19 protein-coding genes are annotated in these 26,005 nt (G+C 39.2%); all 19 read left to right on the forward strand.

What is annotated here, in order from left to right; genetic code table 11:
* Positions 1-30 precede the first annotated feature (30 nt).
* Positions 31-615, forward strand: a complete 585-nt coding sequence (locus GJ691_RS10060) for a Rid family hydrolase (protein WP_218944429.1) — start codon at positions 31-33, stop codon at positions 613-615.
* Positions 616-625: 10 nt separating this feature from the next.
* On the forward strand, positions 626-1,933 hold the full coding sequence (locus GJ691_RS10065) for an ABC transporter substrate-binding protein (RefSeq protein ID WP_154366463.1): 1,308 nt from the start codon (positions 626-628) through the stop codon (positions 1,931-1,933).
* A 19-nt stretch (positions 1,934-1,952) separates the two neighbouring features.
* Positions 1,953-3,032, forward strand: coding sequence for an ABC transporter substrate-binding protein (locus GJ691_RS10070; RefSeq protein ID WP_154366466.1), 1,080 nt, complete (start codon positions 1,953-1,955; stop codon positions 3,030-3,032).
* 60 nt (positions 3,033-3,092) lie between these two features.
* Positions 3,093-6,656, forward strand: a complete 3,564-nt coding sequence (locus tag GJ691_RS10075) for a CRTAC1 family protein (RefSeq protein ID WP_154366468.1) — start codon at positions 3,093-3,095, stop codon at positions 6,654-6,656.
* Between the two features lie 3 nt (positions 6,657-6,659).
* Positions 6,660-8,321 (forward strand): CRTAC1 family protein, encoded by a 1,662-nt coding sequence (locus GJ691_RS10080; protein ID WP_154366471.1) that lies wholly within the window; start codon positions 6,660-6,662, stop codon positions 8,319-8,321.
* Between the two features lie 35 nt (positions 8,322-8,356).
* The gene (locus GJ691_RS10085; protein WP_154366473.1) at positions 8,357-9,685 is read left to right on the forward strand and encodes an asparagine synthase-related protein; all 1,329 of its coding nucleotides are present in this window, start codon (positions 8,357-8,359) and stop codon (positions 9,683-9,685) included.
* Positions 9,678-10,622, forward strand: a complete 945-nt coding sequence (locus GJ691_RS10090) for an archaeosine biosynthesis radical SAM protein RaSEA (protein ID WP_154366475.1) — start codon at positions 9,678-9,680, stop codon at positions 10,620-10,622. The genes GJ691_RS10085 and GJ691_RS10090 overlap by 8 nt, the downstream gene beginning before the upstream one ends.
* 382 nt (positions 10,623-11,004) lie before the next feature.
* Positions 11,005-14,313 carry a VCBS repeat-containing protein gene (locus GJ691_RS10095; protein ID WP_154366477.1) on the forward strand — a complete coding sequence of 1,103 codons (3,309 nt, stop codon included), beginning with the start codon at positions 11,005-11,007 and terminating at the stop codon, positions 14,311-14,313.
* Between the two features lie 424 nt (positions 14,314-14,737).
* On the forward strand, positions 14,738-15,463 hold the full coding sequence (locus tag GJ691_RS10100) for a C-type lectin-like domain-containing protein (RefSeq protein ID WP_154366479.1): 726 nt from the start codon (positions 14,738-14,740) through the stop codon (positions 15,461-15,463).
* Between the two features lie 104 nt (positions 15,464-15,567).
* Positions 15,568-15,912: a hypothetical protein gene (locus GJ691_RS10105; protein WP_154366481.1), complete on the forward strand. Its 345-nt coding sequence runs from the start codon at positions 15,568-15,570 to the stop codon at positions 15,910-15,912.
* 276 nt (positions 15,913-16,188) lie between these two features.
* Positions 16,189-16,581 carry a hypothetical protein gene (locus tag GJ691_RS10110; protein WP_154366483.1) on the forward strand — a complete coding sequence of 131 codons (393 nt, stop codon included), beginning with the start codon at positions 16,189-16,191 and terminating at the stop codon, positions 16,579-16,581.
* Positions 16,582-16,624: 43 nt separating this feature from the next.
* Complete coding sequence (locus tag GJ691_RS10115; protein WP_179955083.1) at positions 16,625-17,866, forward strand: Lcl C-terminal domain-containing protein; 1,242 nt, start codon at positions 16,625-16,627, stop codon at positions 17,864-17,866.
* A 46-nt stretch (positions 17,867-17,912) separates the two neighbouring features.
* Positions 17,913-19,544, forward strand: coding sequence for a carbohydrate-binding domain-containing protein (locus GJ691_RS10120; RefSeq protein ID WP_154366487.1), 1,632 nt, complete (start codon positions 17,913-17,915; stop codon positions 19,542-19,544).
* Positions 19,545-19,580: 36 nt separating this feature from the next.
* The gene (locus GJ691_RS10125; protein ID WP_154366489.1) at positions 19,581-20,819 is read left to right on the forward strand and encodes an Lcl C-terminal domain-containing protein; all 1,239 of its coding nucleotides are present in this window, start codon (positions 19,581-19,583) and stop codon (positions 20,817-20,819) included.
* Positions 20,820-20,965: 146 nt separating this feature from the next.
* Positions 20,966-21,676, forward strand: coding sequence for a hypothetical protein (locus GJ691_RS10130; protein ID WP_154366491.1), 711 nt, complete (start codon positions 20,966-20,968; stop codon positions 21,674-21,676).
* 503 nt (positions 21,677-22,179) lie between these two features.
* Complete coding sequence (locus GJ691_RS10135; protein ID WP_154366493.1) at positions 22,180-22,917, forward strand: polyphosphate polymerase domain-containing protein; 738 nt, start codon at positions 22,180-22,182, stop codon at positions 22,915-22,917.
* Positions 22,918-22,923: 6 nt separating this feature from the next.
* Positions 22,924-23,526 (forward strand): DUF4956 domain-containing protein, encoded by a 603-nt coding sequence (locus GJ691_RS10140; RefSeq protein ID WP_154366495.1) that lies wholly within the window; start codon positions 22,924-22,926, stop codon positions 23,524-23,526.
* 19 nt (positions 23,527-23,545) lie between these two features.
* The gene (locus GJ691_RS10145; protein ID WP_154366497.1) at positions 23,546-24,268 is read left to right on the forward strand and encodes a DUF2490 domain-containing protein; all 723 of its coding nucleotides are present in this window, start codon (positions 23,546-23,548) and stop codon (positions 24,266-24,268) included.
* On the forward strand, positions 24,265-26,004 hold the full coding sequence (locus tag GJ691_RS10150) for a carbohydrate-binding domain-containing protein (RefSeq protein WP_154366499.1): 1,740 nt from the start codon (positions 24,265-24,267) through the stop codon (positions 26,002-26,004). The genes GJ691_RS10145 and GJ691_RS10150 overlap by 4 nt, the downstream gene beginning before the upstream one ends.
* Position 26,005: the final 1 nt, after the last annotated feature.

The following is a 26,005-nucleotide window of genomic DNA, read 5'->3' on the forward strand; positions in this document are numbered from 1 at the left end:
TTATTACTAACAACTTTAATAATACATAAAATGGAAATAAAAGAAAGGGAAAGGATTTTGATAGATTTATCAAAACTTACAGAAGGAGAGATTATAGAAATGAAGAAATTGGGAATCTTAACAGATGATCATAAAATAAGTGATACCGTATTTCCTCCAATTCATGTAGAAAGACCTCCAATAGAAAAGCATGTGGTTCATGCTCCGCATACCATTAATGAAGCTTATGATTATCAAAAACCTTCCTCTTTTTCCCGGGCTTTGCGATTGGATTTAGGGGATTATAAAGTCTTGGTCATTTCGGGTACAGCAAGTGTTAACGAAGAAGGAAATCCAGAACACATTGGGGATTTTAAGGCCCAATTGTGGAGAACCTATTATAACATTACCAATTTGCTTGAAGCAGAGGGAATGACCTGGCACGATGTGGTTCGTACAACCAATTATCTTAGGGATATAGAACGTGATTATGGCGAATTCAATAAGATCAGAACTTCTTTTTACAACTGGTTGGGGCTAGACCCATTACCAGCGGCTACAGGTATTCAGGCTAGATTGTGCTGGGAAACCTTACTCGTAGAGATCGAGGCATATGCAGTATGTAAAGTACGTTAAAAAGTAGGTTATGATAAAACGTAGTGATTGCGTCATTAAAACTATTTGTCTTGCTTTGTTCTTAGTGTGCAATTTCATGAACGGGCAAGAAGACAAGACCATGTATGGTAATACAACCGAGGAGTTGTTCCCGTATCATAAATTCCAAAAGGCCTATAAGTATCATTTTATAGAACCTGTTCAGTTTTATGGCGCAGGTCGTGATAAACAAGCCCCGAAAGACCTGACCGAAGTTCGTATCGGGTTTTTGGGTCCACTTGAAGGCTCGCCGATTGTTTCATTAGGAAAACAAATGTTGAATGGCTCCATATTGGCCATAGAACAGGCCAATGAAAATGGTGGTTATAACAACCTCCCTTTTAAATTAATGGTTCATAATGACGTTGGACTATGGGGTGCGGCAGCCAACGAAGTGGTTGAAATGGATGAGGAGAAGGTTTGGGCCTGGCTCGGTTCAATAGATGATATTGTTTCCCATGTTGCTTTAAGGGCGACCTTGAAAATGGAAATAATGATGGTCAATACAGGAGATCCAGATCCTACTTTTACAGAAACCAATATACCATGGGTGATCAGGGTTATCGGTGATGACAGACAAAGTGGTTATGCACTCGCCTCGTACATTTTTGACGTAATGAATCACGAGCGGGTTGCGGTAATAAGGTCAAATGAGAGATATGGACGAGTTGGGATTATGGAATATTCAGGGTTTGCCGTACGTAAAGGGCATCCGATGATGATCGAAGAACGGTTCAATTTGGATGAAACCGATTTCACCATGCAATTGGAGAATATAAAAAGGGTCTCTCCCGATGCCATACTTATTTGGGGTAACGCTAAGGAATCCGCATTGATATTAAAACAGATTCGTTCTATGGGTATGACACAGCCCGTCTATGCTTCCGATAGGTCGGTTTCAGAAGAATTCCTTGAAATCGCGGGTGATGCCGCTGAAGGATTGGTGAGTACTTGCCCCTATAACCCTGAAGCGGACAATCCTAAATTGAAAAAGTTTCAAAAAGCGTATGCCGATCGATTCGGGATAAAACCTGATGTTTTCGCGGCGCATGCTTTTGACGGAATGAACTTGATTATCGAAGCGATTAAAAAAGAAGGACTAAATAGAGTGCTTATCCGGGATGTATTATCCGATCTGGAAACCTTTCAAGGTTATGAGGGTGTTACCGGAAAAATTATCTTTGATGGTAGTTGGAATGATATCGGGAAAATTTGGATGGCTAAAGTCAAACAAGGAAAATTCGAATATTCACCAGTTCCCGTCTTGAAGGCTACCAGTGATGGTAAAGCGATGGAATAATTGGGTAATTTAAAAGCGTATGAATAAAACCGTTCTGATTGTTCTTTGTGTTAATGTCTTGCTATTCCAATTCAGTATCGCCCAACAAGGGGAGAAAGACGAGAACATTATCACAATTGGTTTATTGGTAAATGATCAAACGGCTGTATCCGCTACAAGAGCCGCCGAAAGGGCCATAGCTTCTGCCAATAAGAACAAAAAACTGAACGGCAGACAGTTCAAATTGGTAACACGTTCCATGGAAGGGCCATGGGGAACCGGGTCTAAAGAAGCTGTTAATCTGGTTTTTAAAGAACGGGTTTGGGCGCTATTGGGTTCGCACGATGGCAGAAATGCGCATTTGGCCGAACAGGTAATTGCCAAGACACAAGTGGTTTTTTTATCTGCATGGGCAACCGACCCGACGCTTTCACAAGCATATATTCCTTGGTTTTATAACTGTGTCCCAAATGACATACAGCAGGCCGAAATGCTCGTTTCTGAAATAAAGAAAAATCATAAGCTGAATAACCTAGCTGTACTTGTACAGGGAAATTACGATGCCGAAAATGCTTTGAAATATTTAAATGACCGGATAATGGCAGAAGGCGGTCAAAAACCTTTGGTTTTTAAATTTGACCAGAACGTAAATGATCGAGCTAATTTGATTGTACGATTAAAAGAGCAGGGTACTAAAGCGATCATGGTCATTGCAAGTGGGAAACAAGCTTGGGAAATTGTAGGTGTGTTACGAAAGAATGGTGTTGAGACTCCGGTATATGGTACTTTGGCTATGCTTGGTACGTTCGGTTCATCTTTTTCAAATGTGGAAAATCTATCAAATTTAACAGTTTTGGATTCGGGAAACTGGATGAAATCAAATACCTTACATTCCGAAAATGGAAAAGACGTTGACAGGTCTTTTTCAAATGCTATCGAGGCTTACGCTTTTGACGGGGTCAACATACTTTTGAACGCTATAGAAGCTTCAGGATTCGATAGGGGAAAATTAAATGAAACCATATCTAAAACTAACTATAATGGCACTACGGGAAAAATTCAATTTGATGAAAACGGTAATCGTGTCAGTGATATGAAATTAGTGAAAATTGCCTATTAAGGCCCAACTTTCCGTAAAGGATAAATTCCCGTGTATTCAAATTTACAAAACCCTAGTTCGATGAAAAGTACTCTTCCTTTCCTCTTGCTATCCTTTCTTCTGGTTTCCACCTTTTATGGGTGTAAGGAGACTGCAGAGGAAAAAAAGCAAAAAACCGTAGAATTGATTTCGACCCAAACCATGGGTCTCGCCTTTTTGGAAGCATTTAAGTTAGAAGAAGCAGAGGAAACCTTTAAAAAGTACATAGAACTGGCCCCGGATAAAAAAATGGGATATGCCAATTTAGGTTTGGTGTATTTGCGTATGGGCAAGTATGAAGAAGCTAAAAAGCAACTATCAAAAGCCATTGATATAGATGGGAAAGATGCTGATATCAATTTGATATTGGCTACGGTGTATCAAATGAACGATGAGAAGGACAAGGCCGTTGAGGTATTGCTGAATTCACTGCAATTTGCCCCTGACCATGAGAAGACCTTATATATGTTGGCCGAATTATATGCGCCACAGACTGATAGTGGGGCCCAAAACAATAGAAAAAAACATCTCATCCAATTAGTTAAAAAGGCTCCTGATAATATTGTCCCTGCTTTGGAATTGACCGGACTCTATATCAAAGAAGGTGAAGTGGATAAAGCTATAGAGCAGTTAGAGGTCATTCAAAAACAGTATCCTGAATTTCCCAAGGAAGCTATAGAATATTATAACAATACCCTTGATTTTCTTCAGTTGCCCGATGCTGATAAAGCATTTACTTCCTTCAGTATCTTCCACAATTACTTAAAAGTGACTTTTCCCTATCAGGCAGGTATCAAAGAATTGAAAGGTACACGGGGTTCCGTAATAGGGTTTCCCTTGGTAACCTATGATCTTAAACATTCTGCGTTGACAGATGAAAACGAATCTACCTTAGACCTTGTTAAATTTACCGATGTTACCAATAGCGTAGGTCTTGATGCTGTTCCTGTTTTTGAAGATTTGGATCTGGAGGAAGATATGTCCACACATCTTACCATGGCCGATTATGATTCGGATGGGGATGTAGATATGTATGTTGGCTCTTATGACCCATCAAGTTCAACTTATAAACATTACCTATTTAATAATGATTCCAATTGGTTTTGGGATATATCCAAAGATGCCGGTATAAAGCATTCTGGAAAGGAATCGGATGCACTTTTTGCCGATTATGATAACGATGGTTTCCTTGATCTATATGTGGTTAGGCCAGAAGGGGATGTTTTATACAGGAATGCGGGGAACGGCATTTACGAAAATGTTACCACTGAGGCAGGTATAGGGGCTAAAAATGAAAGCTCAAAGGTGTTGTTTTTGGATTTGGACCATGATGGCGATCTGGATATTTTCGAGATAGGCTCAACCACTAATTTGGTGTACAGGAACAATGGGGACCTAACCTTTCCCGAACAAGCCGAAAAAATGGGGCTTTTGGATAATGAAGTAAAAAGTAATGATGCGGCCTTCGGGGATTTTGATGATGATGGCGATATTGATCTTTTCGTTACCAACCAAAACGCTGGCAATAAATTGTATAGTAATCAAAGACAGGGTGTTTACAAGGATGTTCTGAAAAACAATGAATTGAAAAACCAAAGTGGTAGTAATACCGTCGCCGTCGCCGATTGGAACAATGATGGCTTTTTGGATCTATTCACTACAGGGGAAAACTTTGAAAGTAATGGTCTTTTCAGTAATGAGGGGGACGGTACTTTTACAAAGGTTTCGGCCAATGATAAAATGAACTCTGCCATACGGGGTATGTCTGTTTTGGATACTGAATTCTTTGATTTTGATAATGATGGATTTTTAGATTTGGTAATTGTAGGTAAACCCAAAAATGACAATAACAGGGGTGTTTTACTATTTCATAATGAAGGGGACGGTAAATTCACCGATGTTAGTCATATGTTCCCGGAAAGAACCAAATCGGGCAGTGAAATAGAACTTTTTGATTTTGAAGGCGATGGAGACCTTGATTTGGTCATTGCCGGTTTAAAAGGGGGTGTGGTTCTTTTACGTAATGACGGTGGTAACCTGAACCATTATGTAAACGTGAAATTGGTAGGTTTAAGAACGGGAAGTGCAAAGAACAATTATTTCGGAATCGGGGCAAAAGTGGAAATGCGCTCCGGTGACCTCTATCAGACCAAAGTGGTGACCGATCCGAGTATTTATTTTGGATTAGGTAATAGAACCAAAGCGGATATTATTCGTATTACATGGACCAATGGTGTTCCCCAGAATATTTTACTGCCAGAAAGTGATCAATCCCTAATTGAGACCCAAACCTTGAAAGGTTCATGTCCGTTTATATATACATGGAATGGTGAGGAATTTACCTTTGTCAAGGATATTACATGGCGGAGCGCATTAGGTATGCCATTGGGTATTATGGGGGGTACCGCCAAATATTCTTTTGCGGATGCCTCTGATGATTATATAAAGATCCCGGGTGAAATGCTGCTGGAAAAAGAAGGTGAATATATAATGCAAATGACCTCTGAATTATGGGAGACCATCTATATGGATCAAATGCAATTGGTGGCCATAGATCATCCCATTTCTACCGATGTTTTTGTTCCTGAACAGTTTTCGCCCCCACCGTTCCCCGGTTTAAAGGTTATTCAGGTAGAAGGGAAATATTTCCCCACTTCCGCAAAGGATCAGGATGGGAATGATTTATTGTCATTGATTACAGAAAAGGATGATCGTTATATATCCAACTTTATGCCCGATAAATTCCAAGGGGTAACGGAAATGCATGATTTGATTTTGGGGTTTGATGAGGAAATCCCTACCGAGAACTTGATCATGGTACTTAATGGATGGATTTTCCCCACCGATGCCAGTATTAATGTGGCATTGTCCCAGTCAGAAGCCTTGTTGGTAAAATCCCCGGTGGTTCAGGTAAAGGATAAAAAAGGCCATTGGCAAACGGTTGTCCCCAATGTAGGATTTCCCATGGGGAAAGATAAAAACGTCATTGTAGACCTCTCAGGTAAATTCTTGAGTGAGGATCATAGCATCAGGATACGCACGAATATGGAGATTTATTGGGATCAAATATTTTTGGCCCAAGACAGTGCCAAAAAAGATTTTTCGACCAATGTATTAGATCCGATTGCCGCCGATCTGCATTATCGTGGTTTTTCGGAAACTTATAAAAAAGGGGGTAGGTACGGTCCACATTGGTTCGATTACGATTCTGTGGATACAACGACAAAATGGAGGGATCTTACAGGTAATTATACGCGATATGGCGATGTTTTGCCATTACTTACGGCATCGGATAATGCTTATATAATTTCCAATGCTGGTGATGAAACGACCATAAAGTTCAATGCAGCGAAATTACCGAAATTGAAGGAAGGATATAAGAGGGACTTCCTGATTCACAGTGTAGGCTGGGTAAAGGATGGTGATTTGAACACTGCCCATGGCAACACGGTTCTTCCTTTGCCATTTCATGGGATGAGCAGTTATCCACCTTCAGAAAATGACGTATACCCGAATACTCCGGAATTACAAATATACCATGCTGAGTATAACACCAGAAAGGTAACCAATGATGGTTATCGCAATCAAATAAAAACAGATAAGTAAAGAATGAAGAAAGGTTCAAGGAGAGTTTTTTATATCCTTTTATGTAGTTGTTTCCCAATACTTTTAGGGGCTCAAAACCAAAATGTAAAGTTTAAGGACGTAACCAAAAAAGTAGGGATAGATTTTAAGTATACCTTTGGTGACAGGCATTACGAGAACATTCTGGAAAGCAGTGGTTCCGGTATTACCGTTTTTGATTATAATAACGATGGTCTCATGGACCTATATATGATGAACGGTACGTACCTCGAAGGTATATCTCAGAAAGATGGTGCTGAAAATAAGGGTACGGCCAATGAATTATATAAGAACAATGGCGACGGTTCTTTTACCGAAGTTGCCGAATTGGCCGGGGTAGATGATAAAAATTGGAGTATGGCTGCCGGTGCAATAGACCTTGATAATGACGGTTTCCAAGACCTTTACCTATTGAATTATGGCCCGAATGTATTTTATCACAATAATGGGGACGGTACCTTTACTGAACAGACCCGGAAATTAGGTCTTGTAGGGCCCGAAAAGTTGAACGGTTTTACAAAATGGAGTATTGGGGTTTCTTTTTGGGACTATAATGAGGATGGAAGGTTAGATGCCATGGTGGGTAACTTTCTGGCATTCGATCCTGAATATATATCAACCCAGACACCTGGAATGATGCCTCACCCTTCGGAATATAAGGGGCAAGCTTCAATGCTCTACCAACAACAGCCGAACGGTACGTTTAAAGATGTCACTGAGGAGGAAAACTTGTTTTACCCGGACTCAAAATGTATGGGATTAACCGTGTATGATTATGATGGGGATGGGGATATGGATATTATTCAAGCGAATGATCATCAGGCGAATTTCCTGTTCAAAAATGAAAATGGTAGTTTTAAGGAAGTTGGTGTTCCTAGTGGTATTGCCGTTAACAGTCATGGGCAGGTAACAGGGTCTATGCATGCGACTATTGGGGATATTGATGGGGACGGATTGGTAGATATGCTCGTTGCCGACCTAAAATACGGGGCGGTATACCGTAATATGGGTAATGGCTTGTTCCAAGATGTTACCGAATCTAGTGGAGTGGCCAAGTCGTTCTTGGGAAAAGGGAGTTGGGGTACCGCTTTGTTCGATTATGATAATGACGGTGATCTTGATATTATTTCCGCCAATGGTAACGCTGAGGAACTGATTTTACAATATCCGGTCTTGTTAGAGAACGATGGGAAAGGAAATTTCAAGGATGTTGGTAAAAGCGTTAGTCCTTATTTTGCTACCAAACGCTCAGGAAGGGGATTAGTAATTTGGGATTATGATAATGATGGGCATTTAGATGTTATGATTTCCCATGTTGATCTAATGGCTACTTCGACTTTGTTACATAACGAAGGGGGTAATGGTAACAACTGGTTGGGAGTTACCCTTAAGGGAAAAAATGGCTTGGCATCCGGTATAGGGGCAAAGATTACCGTTAAAACTGCAGGAAAGGAGTTGGTTCGTATAAACCAATGGACTACAGGGTATTTGTCTAATAATGAGCCAAGAACACATTTTGGATTAGGTAAGGCTGGTATGGTAAACCAGCTGGAAGTTAAATGGCCCAATGGGGAATTGGAAATTTACAAGAATATTAAACCAAATCAATATCTTATCTTAGAGCAAGGAAAAGGTATTTTAAAATAAAATAGGGTAAAAGTAAATACATAAAAATCTAGAATATGAACAGTATGTATGTAAGTAAGGTGATCGATCTCACCGATCATGATAAGAACATAATTTATAACATGTCCCATGAAGAAGCTGTTGAAGTTGTAAAATCTGGCGATGTTGAAGCGGTTCGCCAAATTGATGGGCAGTTTGCCTTGGTTTCAGTAGAAGGGAAAACGATTCAAATGGCAAGGTCCATAGGGCGACCATTACGTTATTTTATTGCGAAACGGGCCGTTGGGCCACAATTGGTCATTGCCGAACGAATAGATACCATTTTTGATTATCTGAAGGAAGAAGGCATGGACGATCAATTTCACCCTTCATACACTCGAATGGTTCCTGCACACTATATAACCAGAATAGAGCTTTTGGGATGTCCGGATCCGAATCCGATCTATACTCGATTCTTTACTCCGGAACGCAATAAATTTAAATCCGGAAGTTTGGAACAGATCGGTGCGGATTATATCACTGCCGTTTACAATGAGATAAAAAAGTGGTTGCAATATAGGGCGAAATCGGGTCCGATCGGGGTTACTTTTTCTGCGGGAATTGACAGTGGTTCGGTATTCGTACTTATTTATCATGCCTTGAAAGAACTTGGTGAGAGTCCGTCAAGATTAAAGGCCTTTACCTTATCGGTTGATGGTGATGGGGCAGATTTGGTTCAAGCCCGGCAGTTTTTGAAAACCCTTGATCTGGAGCTTTTCTTGGAACCGATAGAGTTGGATTATAATGCATTGGATTGGAAAGAGGCGATTAAGGTCGTTGAGGATTACAAACCCCTGGATATTCAATCGGCAACAATGAACTTGGCTCTTTTGAAAGGGATAAGGAACCGTTACCCTGATTGGAAATATATTATTGATGGTGACGGAGGGGACGAGAACCTAAAGGATTATCCGATTGAGGAAAATCCGGAATTGACCATCCGTAGTGTATTGAATAATTTAATGTTGTATCATGAAGGTTGGGGAGTAGAATCGATTAAACATTCACTAACCTATTCTGGTGGTCTTAGTAGAGGGTATATGAGGACCAGCTCTCCTGCAGATCAGTTGAATTTTGAAGGCTTTAGTCCGTATACTTTACCGAATGTCATTGAGATTTCGGAAGGAATCCCATATATAGATATGACCGATTGGGACCATAAAAAGCTATATGACCTAAAAGGTCAGATCGTATTTGAAGGTGTGAAGGCCGTAACCGGAATTGAAATGCCGATCTTTGAGAAGCGAAGGTTTCAACATGGTGCCGCATCGAAAAGTGATTTTGACAAACATTTTCCAGAAAAGGAAATAACCTATAGAAGACAGTTTTTATCTAAATATGAATAAGGACACCGGGACTATTTCATCCAATAAATGGATAGTTTCCGAACGGGGCAAAAAAAATACGGTCGATTTTAATCGGCCGTATGCTTGGTTGGTGGAAAAAGAACGTAGTAGATCGGGTAAAGTTGAGGATACCGCGATTATTTTCCTGACCAATAAAGAATGTCCTTTTAAATGCCTAATGTGCGATCTTTGGAAAAACACCACGGATCAACCCGTGCCAACAGGTGCTATTCCTGAACAAATTAAATGGGCGCTGAACCAAATGCCCAGTGCGAAGCATATCAAACTATATAATAGTGGGAGTTTTTTCGATGAAAAGGCGATACCTGTAGGGGATTATGAGGAAATAGCGGTACTGCTCCAAGGTTTTGAAACGGTAATCGTTGAAGCTCACCCGAAGTTGATTTCTGAAAAGTGCTTAAGTTTTAGGGATATGCTTAAGCCAAGATTGGAGGTGGCTTTAGGTCTGGAGACCATACACCCAGAGGTGTTGCCTAAACTTAATAAAGGCATGACGTTGGAAGATTTTGAAAAGGCAGTTGGTTTTTTGTCACAAAACAATATATCGTCAAGGGCGTTCATTCTTTTAAGACCTCCATTTTTATCCGAGGAAGAAGGAATCCTTTGGGCAGAAAAATCGATTGATTTCGCTTTCGAAACGGGAATAGAATGTTGTACGGTAATACCGGTCAGGGTAGGTAATGGGGCTATGGAACGCCTAGAGGAAATGGGACATTTTCAGATTCCGAAAATCACATCTTTGGAAAAAGTTTTGGAATATGGTATTCAACTTCAAAAAGGGCGGGTTTTTGCCGATTTATGGGATGTTTCCCTTTTTTCTAACTGTGAACGTTGCTTGGAGGCCAGGACAAATAGGATGAATATGATGAATTTAAACCAGACCATAGGTGAAATGATTTCTTGTGATTGCGAATGATCGAGTAATGTCATTTTTAAGGAAAACCGAATTTTGCGTACATTGTTGTCAGGTTAATACTATATCGGTCAAAATACCCCTTTTTATAAGTGATATAAGTGTTTCTCCAAAGCAGGGCTTACCATTTGAATCTTACGGCGAGTGTTGCTTTGCTGTAAATGCAATAGGGAATCGTTCTCTAGGGAATTAATTATCGACAGGCTATCATCAATTCTTTTGTCTATTTTCTTGCAGCCAAGGGATTTTACGTCTTTTTCTGGACAACAAGGATTAACGCATTCTTCATGTGAAAGGTTCTATAACGCTTTCGTACTATCCGAAGAAAATTTGAAGGAATAAATCATTAAATCGTAAATTTAAAATCTTAAAAGAGACTTTGGCAATGAAGGAAAACCGTATACTTCTAATATTAATCAGTTTACTTGTTTTTAATTATTCCTGCACTGGGGAAAGGGATGATAATAAGATTTTTAAGAATTTAAAGCCTTCAACCACGGGTGTTGAATTCAATAATACGCTTATCGAGAACGATTCATTGAACTATTTTACTTTTCCCTATATGTATGAAGGTGGTGGTGTGGCCGCTGGGGATATAAATAATGATGGTCTTATAGATCTATATTTTACGGGAAATCAAGTTTCCAATAAGTTATATCTGAATAAAGGAAACCTCAAGTTTGAGGATATTACTGAAAAAGCGGGTGTATCCGGTGATGATAGATGGTATACGGGCGTAACCATGGCAGATGTTAATAGCGATGGTTTTTTGGATATTTATTGTTCTGTTGGTGGTAAGTTCGAGCCTAGGATCAACCAATTATTCATTAACAACGGAGATGGTACTTTTGTAGAGAAGGGAGCTGAATTAGGCCTGAATGATGGAGGTGATACGGTTCAAGGAACATTCTTCGATTATGATAAAGATGGGGATTTGGATTTATATGTAGCCAATTATCCGCCCACACCGTTTACAACCCCTCCTTTTATTTATGTTCATTTAATGAAAAACTTAGAACACATTCAAAGTGATCACCTGTATCGAAACGATGGTGAAACCTTTACCGATGTCACCAATGAATCTAAATTGAGAAGTTACGGATTGTCCCTTAGTGCAACGGTGGGTGACCTTAACAATGATTCCTGGCCGGATATTTACGTTTCCAATGATTTCAACTCACCTGATTTTATGTATCTGAACAACCAAGATGGCACATTTAGGGAAGTTGTTAAAAATGCCGTTGGCCAAACGGCTTACTACGGGATGGGTGCCGATATTTCGGATATAAACAACGATGGTTTTCTCGATATTTCCCAAGCGGACATGGATGGGGAATCGAACCAACGTAGAAAAGCGAATATGGGGAATACCATGCGTAACCTCTTTCAGGAGAATGTTGAAGCCGGTTTTCATTACCAGTATGTACAAAACGCATTGCAGTTAAATTCAGGGGCAATGCACGATGGCATTCCATATTTTTCAAATGTTTCAAGGTTTACGGGAACTTCATCGACCGATTGGAGTTGGGGTCCCTTGGTTGCCGATTTTGACAATGATGGGAACAAAGACCTTTATATTGCCAATGGTACAAGAAGGGAAGTAAACAATAACGATTATTTCGATAACCTCAGGACAGCTAAATTTACACAAGCCGATTTGCTCGGAGGTAGTTTAAAGATACCATCGGTGAGGTTAGACAATTATATGTTCAAGAATAACGGAAATCTTGATTTTGAACATGTTACCAAAGAATGGGGTCTAAGTTTCGCCGGGTTTACCAATGGTGCCACCTTTGCGGACTTGGACAATGACGGAGATTTGGAAGTCATTACCAATAATATTGATGATCCAGCCTCGATTTTTGAGAATAAAAGTGCTGATTTGAACAATTATATCACCATAAGGTTCAAGGGTACATCTAAAAATAAGTTCGGCTTGGGAAACCGGGTTTATATAAAAATAGGGGAACAAACGCAAATGCAAGAATTGACCTTGACACGGGGTTTTCAATCCGCTGTGGCCCCAGAGGTACATTTTGGGTTGGGTAAAGCCCAAAAAATTGATGAATTGAAAGTGGTATGGACCAATGATACACAACAAGTCTTAAAAGATGTAGTGGTCAACCAAACCTTGGTTCTGGATTTTGAAAATGCTTTGCCTCTTGAAGAAGAAGCGCCTCTGGAGTCCATCACTTTGTTCACAGATGCTACAGCCGATTTTCCAGAGTTTAAGCATGAAGAAAATTATTATGATGATTATGTAAGACAGGTTTTACTACCCCATAATATGTCAGCCTATGGGCCTGCACTTGCTGTTGGGGATTTAAATAATGATGGATTGGATGATTATTTTGTCGGCGGTGCCAAAACTTTCCCTAGCGCAATTTTTATACAAACCAAGGATGGTTTTATAAAACAAGATCAGGAAGTATTCGTCGAAGATCAGGAAGGGGAAGATCTAGGTGCGGTCATTTTTGATGTTGATCAGGACGGGGACAATGACCTCTATGTTGTAAAAGGAGGTTATGAGTTTGAGTTTAAGCCCGAAATGCTTCAAGATAAATTGTATCTGAACAATGGTGAAGGTGTTTTTTCAAAAGCGGATGGCAATGCCTTGCCCAAAATGTTGGTGAGTGGTTCCAGGGCCTATAATGCTGATTTCGATAAAGATGGAAAAGAAGATCTTTTGGTCTTGGGTCGGCAGGTTCCAGGAAAATACCCCTTGCCGGCAAAAAGCTTTATCCTTAAGAATTCGAGTAAGGATGGCAAGGTGAAGTTTGAAGAGTACCCAACATCCTTAGAAAATCAATTGGATTCTTTGGGTATGGCCACAAGCGCGGTTATTACCGATTTCAATAATGATGATCGGTTAGATATCATGATCGTTGGGGAATGGATGCCCATTAAGGTCTTTGAAAATACCAAGACGGGTTTTAAGGATGTTTCGGCAAAAATGGGATTGGCAGATACCGAAGGATGGTGGTGGAGTATAAATGAAGGGGATTTCGATGGTGATGGTGATATGGACTATCTCGTTGGGAACAACGGATTGAATTATGAGCACAAAGCAACGAAAAAGGAAACTTTTGATGTTTATACTTTGGATTTTGATGAAAATGGTAAAATGGATATTGTTTTGGGTTATTATGAAGATGGGGTACAGTATCCTGTTCGAGGAAGAATGCCATCGTCCCAACAAATTCCGGCCATAAAATTCAAATTCGAAACCTCGGAAGCTTTTTCACATGCCACTTTAGCCGATGTATATACCAAAAAGAGTTTGGACGAAGCCTTACATTATCAGGTAAAAACCTTTGCCAGTATTTATTTGGAAAATAAAGGGGGAACTTTTGAGATTCACGAATTGCCTTATCAGGCTCAACTTTCGAACATCAACCAAATTTTGATTGATGATTATGATCAAGATGGTAATTTAGATGCATTGATTGCAGGAAACCTTTATGGTTCAGAGATAGAGACCGCTAGGATAGATTCTGGTTATGGTTTATTCCTGAAAGGAAATGGTAAAGGTGGCTTTATCCCGGTTCCGGTATACGAAAGTGGTTTCTTTACCCCAGGAGATGTTAAGGACATGCGGTCTATCGAATTTAAAAATGACACCTATGTCATTTCGGCTAAGAACAACGATTACTTACAGTTTACAAAACTTAACAAGAATTTGAAGACTGAATAGCTTGGGGTTGTAACTCAATATCAGCACAGTGTAGCTGTTTTGTTTTTTAATGCTTCATTATCCTGTTGTAAGGTTTTGTCTATGGCCATATTCTCTATGGTGTTAACTTAAAGAAGCGCTACATAGGGTAAATCTCCTAATCCGTAGATAAGAATTTCCTCTTTGTTGAATTGATTTTCGTTTGTATGTTTTATTAAGGTTCTTTGAATAAGTTTTAAAGAAAAAAATTAAATGCCTATGGTTTCATTATAATTGTTTGGTTGAGTTAGTTTAGTTGAAAAAGCACTTTGGTTCGAATAAAACCGGCGTGCTTTTTTTGTGAGCTTAAATGAGCGATTCGTTATGATGATCAATGTGTTCGTAGATTTTGATTCTTAATGATGGCCTAACGTTGTTCCTTTGAAAATAATCAAAGATTAATATCATGAAAACAATAATGTACGGCGTAAGGGGAGTTTTATTATTAACTTTTTTAGTATTAAATACATCCTGCAAGCTTCAAACAAAACAAGATGATGGTCCACAAAAAACGCCTCCATCCCTTAATTCAAAGGGCGAATCCAAGGGAGAGGCTATTTACACATTTAAAGACGCCCCGGTTCCTATAGAAAGAGGTGAATCCATAGCATTCAAATTGCCAAATGGGGAAACGCATTGGTATGAAGTGGTGTACCTGCCAGAAATGGGAATCAATTGGGTACAGGCAAAATCCCTAGCGGAGTTGGCAGGTGGTTACCTTGTTACGATTCATTCCGATTTGGAAAACGAATTTGTGTTCAATCTTATAAAGGACAAAAAATATTGGTACCAATGGGACGATTCCCATAATGGTGTTATGAGTGGTCCCTTTATTGGGGCTTTTCAGCCCTTGGGGGCCAAAGAGCCAGATGGAGGTTGGCAATGGGTCAGCGGTGAAGAATGGACCTATACCAATTGGTGTAAGGACGGGGTTAAAGAAGATCATGACCCTAGACCAAACGATCAGCCGAATGATGCTACAGGAAATCAAAACGTGGGGGCATTTGGTGAGGTAAACGAACCAGTTGGTTATTGGGGGGATTTTCCTCAAAGATTTGGGTCGTTCAATGATTCGCACCCTGGTGGTGTATATGCATTCATTATTGAATATAACACCAAGAAAACCCAATAGATAAGAGTAATCCTGCTCATAAAAAATACAAACCTTTAAAGAAGTTTAAAACAAGGTTCACCCAATGATTGGAAATAAAGAAATGAGTTTAAAATGCTATAAAAATGGTACATATAAAAAGTAGTTTCACTCCAACTAACATAGGAAACAAAATATCGGTAACCTATTTAGAACGAAATTTAAAAGATGTACAACAGTTGGGTTGTAAACTGAATTCATACCTATGTGAGCCCCAAACCTATGGTATGTTCGAGCGAATAGAATCTTTGAAAAATGATCTAGAGACTCTAAAAAGGTCTGAGCAAGAAATCATTTCCGAGCTTAAGGGTCTAAAAAAGCCGACTAAGGCTTATGATGAAATCATAAAACAGCAATACTCTGAATTCCATACACTACAACATGGTATAAGCGAGTATATCTTCTATTGCGAAGAACATAGCCATAAATGAATTTTGGCATAAGGTTATAATTTCAGGAAAGTGAATGGGGTAGGTTGATTATCGGTATTCTGGACTAAATGTTTACCTAACCTGCCATTTGGTTTAAAATATTGATTTTGTATTGAAAGCTGGGCAATTTCTAATGAATTGCCCAGCTTTTTTCATCCACCTATGTAATAACCTGTATTGGTAGATAAAAAAGCCCGGTTTGTTGATTTTGATTTCTAATGGGGTAGAACAACTGTTTCTTTGGATAAATATTTAAAAATAAAAAAACTGAATATCATGAAAACAACGATTAAAAAAATTTTGAATGCAGCACTTCTGTTAGGTGCGATAATGATTACAGGAACAACCCTAGCTCAAAGAGGAGGACAAGGCGGAGGACAACAAGGCCCACCACCTTTACCAACATCCGATGAAATAGAGGAAATGGTGAGTGATATGGCCAAAGAGGTTTCCCTTGATGAAACCCAGGAAGCGGAAATTTTGGTGCTTTATAAAGCCCATTTTGAAGAAGTTGAGGATTTGACATCTTCAGGTAGGCCTGATAGGGATAAAATGGAGGCACTAAAAAGTGACTTTGAAGATGAGGTTAACGCCGTGTTGACCGAAGAGCAACAGAAATTGTTCAAGGCTTATCAAAAGAAGAATAGCCGACAAAAGGGCAAAAGGTAGTACACGGGTAATTCTAATTAATAATACCTAAATAACGATGATTATGGACCATAGTGCGTTTTATAAGATAACTAGACTTTCAGGGATTTACGTAATTCTCTTGGCTTTTTTAACTGTTCCGATAGCATGTAGTGATGATGACGATACAACGGATTCAACGGATTCAACGGAAACTGAAACTTCAGAAACACCGACCGTAACTTTTGTTTTAACGGATACAGGACAAGATGTGTTTTATGATGCCGATGGAAACGAAATTTCGGAACCAAGTGAGGAGGATGACTATTACGGTCAAGATGCACAGTATACTGGTAGGCAATCTTCGTTTCAAGATAACGGGGACGGTACGGTAACCGATTTAAATACGGGATTGGTTTGGCAACAAACTCCGGATTATAGTAGATACAATTATTACGATGCTTTTGATTATGTAGATCAATTGGAAGTAGGAGGATATGATGATTGGAGATTGCCCACGATTAAAGAATTGTATTCACTTTTGTATTCTAATGGAGAATTGGATGCAACGAGTACATCAAACTCCCAGCCCTATCTCTATGATGAGTATTTTGATTTTGAATATGATTCCGGGGCATCTTATGCCGGGCAATATTGGTCGAGTACAAAGTATGTAAAAGGAGGATTGCAGACAGATAACATCGAAGGTGCGTTTGGATTTAATTTTGCTGACGGACATATAAAATCGTATGAAACAGGTTTGTATTTTGATGGTACATCAGGTGTATTCGATCCAGGTTGTTTTGTTAGGGCCGTTCGCGGGGAAGAGGGTGTATATGGTGTAAATGACTTTATCGATAATGGAGATGGTACCGTTACGGACAATGCTACAGGGTTGATGTGGCAACAAGTTGATGATGGTAATACTTATGATTGGGCAAATGCCTTAGCATATGCGAAAAACAGTGAGTTGGCCGGGTACACAGATTGGCGCTTACCCAATACCAAAGAATTACAGAGTATTGTCGACTACGAAAAAACCACGATTCCGGCTATTGATGAAACCTATTTTACCTGCACCGATAGCGATAGTTGGTTTTGGACGAGTACAACACAAGGTGATTTTAAATACACAGCTTGTTATATAGCTTTTGGGTATGCATATAGTAGGGAAAATAGTTCTGCAACCGAATATTACGATTGGCATGGTTCAGGGGCGCAACGTTCCGATCCTAAAGCCGGTGACCCCGAAGATTACCTTCTTGAATCTGAAAATGCCGACGATTTATTACGGATAGAAAACTATGTACGCTTAGTGCGAAATTAAGTAACTCTAAGTAACTCTTTGAGAAATTCATTTTAAGATTAAATCTATGAGAAATTTAGCAATAAAAAAGTCAATCAGCCTTTACGGTATGTTCATTTTGCTTTCTTCATTAATGATATTGGCCGTTGGTTGTAGCAATGACGATGATGATGTCGTGATTGATGATGACTCATCAGTTGTCGATGATGATACCACAGCATCAGGGGAAATCGTAATAACGGATACGAACACATCAGGAACGGCCGAAGGGGATACTGATAACACTGGTGCCGATGAAGACGATCTTGTAGAAAACGCAACTTTTGAAAATACAGTGCAAATTGTATTTTCCGATGCCTCGGCTACCATTACCAACCCTGTTCCTGATGATGTGGTAATTACACAAGACGGGGCCGATGTTACCATTAGTTCCTCTATTTCAGAAGTGGCTTACGAGGTGTCGGGTACAACGACAGACGGGATGTTAAAAATTTATAGCGATAAAAAATTCAAATTATCGTTAAGTGATTTAAGTATTACGAATACCGAAGGTCCTGCGATTAACATCCAATCATCGAAAACCATTTTTGTGATATTGGAAGGTACCAATAGCCTTACCGATGCATCAAGTTATAGCGATATCCCTGATGACGAAGACGCAAAAGCCGCATTTTTTAGTGAAGGGCAATTGGTTTTTAGCGGTTCGGGAGAACTTAATGTTGCAGGAAACTATAAGCATGGTATCGCAAGTGATGACTATGTTAGGGTAATTAGTGGTACGATAACAGTTACCGAAGCTTCATCCGATGCCATACACACCAATGATTACATAATTGTGGATGGGGGAACGCTCAATTTAACGGCAGATAGCGATGGAATGGATTGTGAAGAAGGCTATATTATTATCAACGACGGAACCTTTACTATAAATGCCGTTGATGATGGAATCGTGGCTTCCTATGACATTGACGAAGAGGAAGAACCTGATGATTCCATTACGCCATATGTGACTATAAACGGTGGCGATTTTGTGATAAACAATTCCGAAGGGGAAGGGTTGGAATCTAAAGGGGCCATGACCATTAATGACGGTACCATAAATTTAAATTCCTATGATGATTGTATCAATGCCAATGGAATTTTATACATCAATGGAGGAAACATTTATGCGTATAGTACACGTAATGATGCTATCGATAGTAATGCAGGGATCACCGTTACAGGAGGTACTACCATTGCCATAGCTACAAGGGTTGATGAACCGGACGGTAGTTTTGACTGCGATGATGATTCATTCAAAATAACTGGTGGGACAATTTTAGGATTGGGATTGAATACCTCATTTCCGACAGAAAGCCAAAGCACCCAAAATTCTGTGATTTTTGATGGGGTGAGTGCAAACCAGCTATTGAATATTCAATCAGAAGATGGTACCGAAGCCCTTACTTATGAAGTTCCGAATAGCGTAATTACGATAATTTATTCCAATGCGAAATTGGAAACAGGTGAAACGTATAATATCTATACGGGAGGAAGTGTAAGCAATGGTACTGAAATTAACGGATTATACACCTCTGGTACTTACAGTGGTGGAACGGATTCAGGTGATTCGTTTACTGTCAACAGTATAGTTACACAAATTGGTGGAGAAATGGGCCCTACAGGTGAGGGTGGTGCTGGTGCTGGTGGCCGACCTTAACGTAGAATAGTTTTAAAAAATGATAAAACAAGAAAGATGAAAAAATCAGTTACAAAGAATACAATTGATTTACTGAGCATGTTCATACTACTGTTTTCATTAATGACATTTGTTGTTGGATGCAGTGACGAAGATGATGTCGTAGATGATACCGATGAGGTTACAGATGATGATAGTACTTCAAATGAAAATGAATTGGAAATCAATGATTTTCTACAAATAGCAACTGGGCAAATTACACTGTATGATGATGATGGAGAAGTCTTGGCGAGTGTGATTGAAGGTGAAGATTTCTATGGTCAAGATGCGACTTATTTAAAAGGGTCCGCCATGTCTTATACGGATAACGGAGATGGCACGGTTACGGATAATAATACCGGGTTAATGTGGCAACAAGTACCTTCCTCTGATGATTATTCCTGGGCCGATGCTGTAACCTATTGCGATAATTTGGAGCTTTCCGGTTATGATGATTGGCGTATGCCCACTTTAAAAGAGCTTTTTTCAATTAGTGAATTTAGTTCGGGATGGCCATATTTAGATACCGGGTATTTTAATTTGGCAAGTGGTGAGGTAACCAAAGATGAACAGTTTTGGGCCAATAACTATTATGTGGGTACAACTGTGGAAGGCGGTAGTAATGCTGCTTTTGGTGTAAACCATGTCACTGGGCACATTAAGGCATATTCTGCGACGGCCAGTGGTCCCGTTGGTGGTAAATATGTAAGGGCCGTTCGAGGTGGGGATTACGGTACCAATGCCTATACCGATAATGGGGATGGTACTATTAGTGATGCTAATACCGGTTTAATGTGGGCACAAGATGATGATGGGGTTATCATGGACTGGAAAGATGCTTTGGCCTATGCCGAAAGTTCAGAATTGGCAGGATATTCCGATTGGCGACTACCAAATGTGAAAGAACTTCAAGGTATTGTGGATTATTCATATTCCCCTACAGCCACTGATAGTGAGAATGTTGGTCCGGCCATTGACCCATTATTTACTTGTTCACAATTACCGAGTGATGTTCAAGAAGCGGGTTATGATGATGATTATGGATATTACTGGACAGGTACCTCGGCCCCGTTTACAAGTGGTGAACCTTATTACTATGCTTGGTATGTGGCCTTTGGTAGGGCGGTAAATGGCGAAGGAGAGGATTTTCATGGTGCAGGGGCCGTTCGGTTCGATACCAAGGATGAAGATGGGCCTGCAGGTGAAGATGCCGAGCGTTATTATAATTATGTAAGATTGGTAAGAAATATAAATTGATCACCTATGGTTGAATGATTGTTTGGTTGGGTTAGTTTAGTAAAAGGCACGTTAGTTTGGTTAGGACTGGCGTGCCTTTTTTAGCCAAAGCAAAAAGTTTAAACCACCTTATTATTCAGGTTATTTAAAGACAACGAAAACGAGCTATGTTAAAATTTTTTCGAAAACAGTTCAGAATCAATTCTTTGGGTGAAGGGAATCTAAAAAAGTATTTTTTATACGCCTTTGGTGAAATAGTACTTATAGTCATCAGTATTTTGTTGGCATGGAAAATCAATGACCTAAACGAGATTCGAAAAAACAAGATTATCGAGCTTAAAATTTATGATAGCCTTTACGAAGAGCTGGAGTTAAATATGAAATCCCTTAATGGTGCTATTGAACAATATGCCAGTGATATCGTGAGATTGGAAGCTATCCTTAATTATGTAGGGCAATCTCCGGAACAAATTACACAGGGGGCCAAAGATACGATCGTCCATATTACGTATAGTGAATTGAACATACTGGATGGGGCTTTGAATTCCGTAATCAATACTACAAAATTTGAAATGATCGAAAGCACTTCGTTAAAAAGGTTGATTACGAATTACCCTACAGAAATTGGGGTTTTGGATACCGAGGATGCAAAAGTGAAAAAGATCGTTGTCGATGATGTGCAAACGGTTATTGAAAAATACCTGTCCTTGGCCGATATGCTTCCCAAAGGAAAAACCGAATACAGCGCTATTAAAAAGTTTGGGGCAAAGCCTGATTATCATCAATTACTTCAAGATAAAAAATACCAGAACAGTATCGTGGCTTGGTTGCTGCATACAGAAAACCTTTTGTCACTGACAAAAAAAATTAAGAAGTAGAACCAACGACATTTCCGTAAAATTAAGTCGGGAACTGGGTTATGACTTAGATGGTTAATACAAACCTTATAGAACTGAAATCCATTGCTACATCTTTTATGAAGGTAATACATAGGCGTATACGGTTTCTTTCATCGATAAAATCATGTAATTGATTGATAAGCTGGTTGAGTTGGTCGATTCCTTTTCTGGGTTGAAGGGTGTATCCTTAAATTTATACTGTATTAGTTTAGGAAGCTGGGAGAAACTGATAATCGATTCTACGAGCTCCGTATCTTAAATTGAAAATATAAATAGAGCGCCTATGGTTGAATAAATGTTTGGTTGAGTTAGTTTAGTAAAAGGCATGCTGTTTTCGAAAGAAATACAGCGTGCCTTTATTATTCTCATTAAAATCCTCTTTTGAAGACGATTCAATTTCGTTGATGAAATCTGCCAGTTCGTTGATTTTGATTTAACCTTAGCTTAACCTTGACTTAATTTGGACAATAATAAATCTACTTATGAGACATATTATTAGTGCCTTTGAGAGTATTACACTAGAAGAGATGAATAACGTTTCCTTAATGAAAAGGACCGATACGAAATTCATTATCCATGAAAAGGATTTGAAAGAGGTTTTAAAAAAAATCAGGGACGATTACAGGGTCCTTGAGATAGATGGCCACAGAATCATGACCTACTCTTCGCTTTATTTTGATACACCTACCAAGAAGTTCTATTATGACCATCACAATGGTAAGGTAAATAGGACCAAGGTAAGGATGCGGAAATATGTTGAATCCGATATCTGTTTTCTCGAAGTAAAACAAAAAGATGGCAAAGGCAAGACAAACAAGACCAGGACATCGATTAATGATTTTGAAACGGAATTATCCAAAGAATCTGTTGGTTTTATCCAAGACGTTACCAGTAAATCTTATGATCTGGAACCTATTATCTGGAATAAGTTCAACCGTATTACACTGGTGAACAAAACCGCTATGGAACGTTTGACCATAGATTTGAACCTTTCCTTTAAAATCAACAACTCTTTTAAGACCTACAATAACCTCGTAATTATCGAGGTGAAACAAGAAAGGTTCAATAGAACATCACCCGTTGTTCGGCAATTGAAAGAGAAACAGACAAATCCTTACGGACTTAGTAAATATTGTATCGGTATGATCAGTGTTTATGATGATATAAAATACAACCGCTTTAAAAAGAAACTATTGAAAATCAATAAAATAACTGCCTAATTACTTATGGAATTTTTAGACATCCCCCTTTTCGACGACGATTTTTTTAAAATGATGTTCAGGTTCATCCTGAACTTCACTTTCTTGACCGTAATCATACGTTTTGTTTATTACCCCTCTTCAAAGCGTAAAGATTATGTCTTTACTTACTATCTCATTAGTCTTATTGTCTTTTTTCTCTGCTTCACATTAAAGAAATATAATCTGGATATAGGTATGGCCCTTGGGTTGTTCGCTATTTTCGGAATTATACGTTATAGGACCGATCCCATCGATATTAAGGAAATGACCTATCTGTTCGTGGTCATAGGCGTTTCTGTAATCAATTCATTGGCGAACAAGAAAATGAGCTATGCCGAGATTTTAGCCGCAAATGCACTGATTATTTTCATTTTGATCATTATCGAGAGGTATTGGGCCTTGAAACAAGAAGAATCAAAATTCATTGTGTACGAGAATATCGAGAACATAAAACCTGAAAATTATGAAATACTTAAGAGTGATCTTGAGCATAGGACAGGTTTGACCATAAACAAGGTCAATATCGGTAAGGTTGATTTCTTAAAGGATACCGCTGAAGTGACCATATTCTATTTCAAAAACAACTAATAACCCAATATAGATCAATATGAAATCAATCAACAAGTTGCAATCGGGTTATATGGTATTGATAGCCACGCTAATGATGGGAACTTCGGGAATTTCCCAAAGCGTGGATACCGATGACCTTGAAAGCTGGACATCCATTGGCCTTAAATACAAATTGAACAAAAAATGGTCGTTCACTTTAGAGGAACAACTGAGATTGGATGAGAACATTTCGGAAATAAGCAAGTATTTCACTGAACTTGATGCCGAATATTCCATTTCAAAAAGTTTCGATATCGGGGGTGGTCTCAGATATATCAGGAATAATGATAATGAAGGTAATATACAAGGGTATGAAAACCACCTGCGATTTCATGTTGATGCAACTTACAAGCACAAAATAAATGCCTTTTCACTTAAATATAGGCTGCGTTATCAAAATAAGAATGAATTGGGTGTAGACAATTCCGAAGGTGATTATGCGAATCAGAATATTCGATTCAAAACTTCGGTGGAATATGATTTTAAGAATTGGAAGTTAGATCCGGAGTTTTCCGCGGAAATATTCAATCACTTTGAAGAAGGCGACGACAATGGTTTCAGCAAATATAGATTCACCTTAGGAACCGATTATAAAATAAAAGATTATGGAAAAATCGGCTTGTTCTATAGAATGGAGAAAGAATTGAATGTCGATTTGCCCGAAACGACGCATATAATCGGATTTAAGTACACATATACCATTAAAAACAATCAAAAATGAAAACAAGAAACCTATCGGTCCTATCCTACATAGGAATGTTATTGTTCGCAATATTTACTTTCATGGGTTGCTCTGATGATCAAGACACAATATACGACTCCGATTCATCGGATTTGGAAACAACCGATGAAACTATTTCTAACGGTGATGATGAAATAACGATTGCTGAAGTAGGGGATACCCATGAAGAGGACAGTGATTATATTTGGGACGCATCAAGTGTGGTTTACATTACCTTAAGCGGTTCATCAATTACAGTTGATGGGGAAGGTGCCACGGTGGATGGTACCGAGGTAACCATAGCCTCGGCTGGCAATTATGAGATAACGGGAAGTCTGTCAGACGGTCAGGTAATCGTAGATACAGACGACGACGAAACCGTTCGGCTAATTTTAAATGAAGTTGATATAACCAACACTTCCGGTGCGCCTTTGAATATTGCCAGTGCCGAAAAAACCATTGTTATACTCAAAGAGAATACCATTAATTATTTAACCGATACCAACAACTATGTTTTCGATGACGAGGAGGATGAGCCCAATGCAGCTCTTTTCAGTGATGATGACCTTACCATATATGGGGAGGGTGCACTTGTTGTAGATGCCAATTACAATGATGGTATTACAAGTAAGGACGGTTTGGTGATCGCCAGTGGTAATATTACCGTTAATGCAGTGGATGACGGTATTCGTGGTAAGGATTATCTGAACATTAAAGGCGGTTATATCGTGGTAAACGCGGAAGGCGATGGTTTAACCTCGGACAATGATGAAGACACAAATACAGGATGGATATTAATCGATGACGGTACTTTTGTAGTCACCGCAGATGAAGATGGTATTGTGGCGGCATCCGTAGTTGATGTGGAGTATGGTGACTTTACTATCGTAACCGGTGGGGGACATACAAGTTCGTTAGGGGCAGATGATACGGCCAAAGGCATAAAGTCTGGTGGTAACATTACGATAGAAAATGGTATTTTCAATATCGATTCCGCAGATGACAATATACATGCGAATTATGATGTTACCATTACTACGGGGACATTTACATTAGCAACAGGGGATGATTCCATCCATGCCGACGATGCGGTCGAAATCAATGGAGGTACAATTAACATTACGGAAGGTGTTGAGGGTATTGAGGCTCCCGATATTATAATCAGTGATGGGGAAATAAATATCAATACAAGTGATGATGCTATAAACGCAGCCGGCAACACCAATAATTTCATGTATATAAATGGGGGGTACATCGTTATTACAAGTGGTGGTGATGGACTCGATTCCAATGGCGATATTGAAATGACAGGTGGTACGGTAATCATCAATGGCCCAACATCCCAAAGTAATAGTCCCATAGATTATGACGGTACGTTCGGTTTGGACGGTGGGTTCCTTGTTGCCTCGGGTTATGGGTCTAACATGGATGAAGCAGGAAGCAGCTCATCCGATCAGTATTCCGTATTGGTTAAATTGTCAACTACCCAATCTTCAGGAAGCCTATTTCATATCCAAAACAGTTCACAGGAAACTATTTTGACTTTTGCCCCGGGAAAAAATTATAAATCGATCGTATTCTCATCTCCTGGCCTGAAAACGGGAACCTACGATATTTATATAGGTGGCAGTTCAACGGGTACTGTATCCGATGGGGTTTATGAAAATGGCACTTATACACCAGGAACATTATATGAAAGCTTTACGGTTTCCGATAAAGTAACGACCGTAAACTGAA

It is taken from the genome of Maribacter luteus (assembly GCF_009674825.1).
Lineage (GTDB): Bacteria > Bacteroidota > Bacteroidia > Flavobacteriales > Flavobacteriaceae > Maribacter_A > Maribacter_A luteus.

Bases quoted from the DNA above. Each gene is read 5' to 3' on its own strand.
- GJ691_RS10060 (WP_218944429.1), top strand. From the start codon at position 31: ATGGAAATAAAAGAAAGGGAAAGGATTTTGATAGATTTATCAAAACTT.
- GJ691_RS10065 (WP_154366463.1), top strand. From the start codon at position 626: ATGATAAAACGTAGTGATTGCGTCATTAAAACTATTTGTCTTGCTTTG.
- GJ691_RS10070 (WP_154366466.1), top strand. From the start codon at position 1,953: ATGAATAAAACCGTTCTGATTGTTCTTTGTGTTAATGTCTTGCTATTC.
- GJ691_RS10075 (WP_154366468.1), top strand. From the start codon at position 3,093: ATGAAAAGTACTCTTCCTTTCCTCTTGCTATCCTTTCTTCTGGTTTCC.
- GJ691_RS10080 (WP_154366471.1), top strand. From the start codon at position 6,660: ATGAAGAAAGGTTCAAGGAGAGTTTTTTATATCCTTTTATGTAGTTGT.
- GJ691_RS10085 (WP_154366473.1), top strand. From the start codon at position 8,357: ATGAACAGTATGTATGTAAGTAAGGTGATCGATCTCACCGATCATGAT.
- GJ691_RS10090 (WP_154366475.1), top strand. From the start codon at position 9,678: ATGAATAAGGACACCGGGACTATTTCATCCAATAAATGGATAGTTTCC.
- GJ691_RS10095 (WP_154366477.1), top strand. From the start codon at position 11,005: ATGAAGGAAAACCGTATACTTCTAATATTAATCAGTTTACTTGTTTTT.
- GJ691_RS10100 (WP_154366479.1), top strand. From the start codon at position 14,738: ATGAAAACAATAATGTACGGCGTAAGGGGAGTTTTATTATTAACTTTT.
- GJ691_RS10105 (WP_154366481.1), top strand. From the start codon at position 15,568: ATGGTACATATAAAAAGTAGTTTCACTCCAACTAACATAGGAAACAAA.
- GJ691_RS10110 (WP_154366483.1), top strand. From the start codon at position 16,189: ATGAAAACAACGATTAAAAAAATTTTGAATGCAGCACTTCTGTTAGGT.
- GJ691_RS10115 (WP_179955083.1), top strand. From the start codon at position 16,625: ATGGACCATAGTGCGTTTTATAAGATAACTAGACTTTCAGGGATTTAC.
- GJ691_RS10120 (WP_154366487.1), top strand. From the start codon at position 17,913: ATGAGAAATTTAGCAATAAAAAAGTCAATCAGCCTTTACGGTATGTTC.
- GJ691_RS10125 (WP_154366489.1), top strand. From the start codon at position 19,581: ATGAAAAAATCAGTTACAAAGAATACAATTGATTTACTGAGCATGTTC.
- GJ691_RS10130 (WP_154366491.1), top strand. From the start codon at position 20,966: ATGTTAAAATTTTTTCGAAAACAGTTCAGAATCAATTCTTTGGGTGAA.
- GJ691_RS10135 (WP_154366493.1), top strand. From the start codon at position 22,180: ATGAGACATATTATTAGTGCCTTTGAGAGTATTACACTAGAAGAGATG.
- GJ691_RS10140 (WP_154366495.1), top strand. From the start codon at position 22,924: ATGGAATTTTTAGACATCCCCCTTTTCGACGACGATTTTTTTAAAATG.
- GJ691_RS10145 (WP_154366497.1), top strand. From the start codon at position 23,546: ATGAAATCAATCAACAAGTTGCAATCGGGTTATATGGTATTGATAGCC.
- GJ691_RS10150 (WP_154366499.1), top strand. From the start codon at position 24,265: ATGAAAACAAGAAACCTATCGGTCCTATCCTACATAGGAATGTTATTG.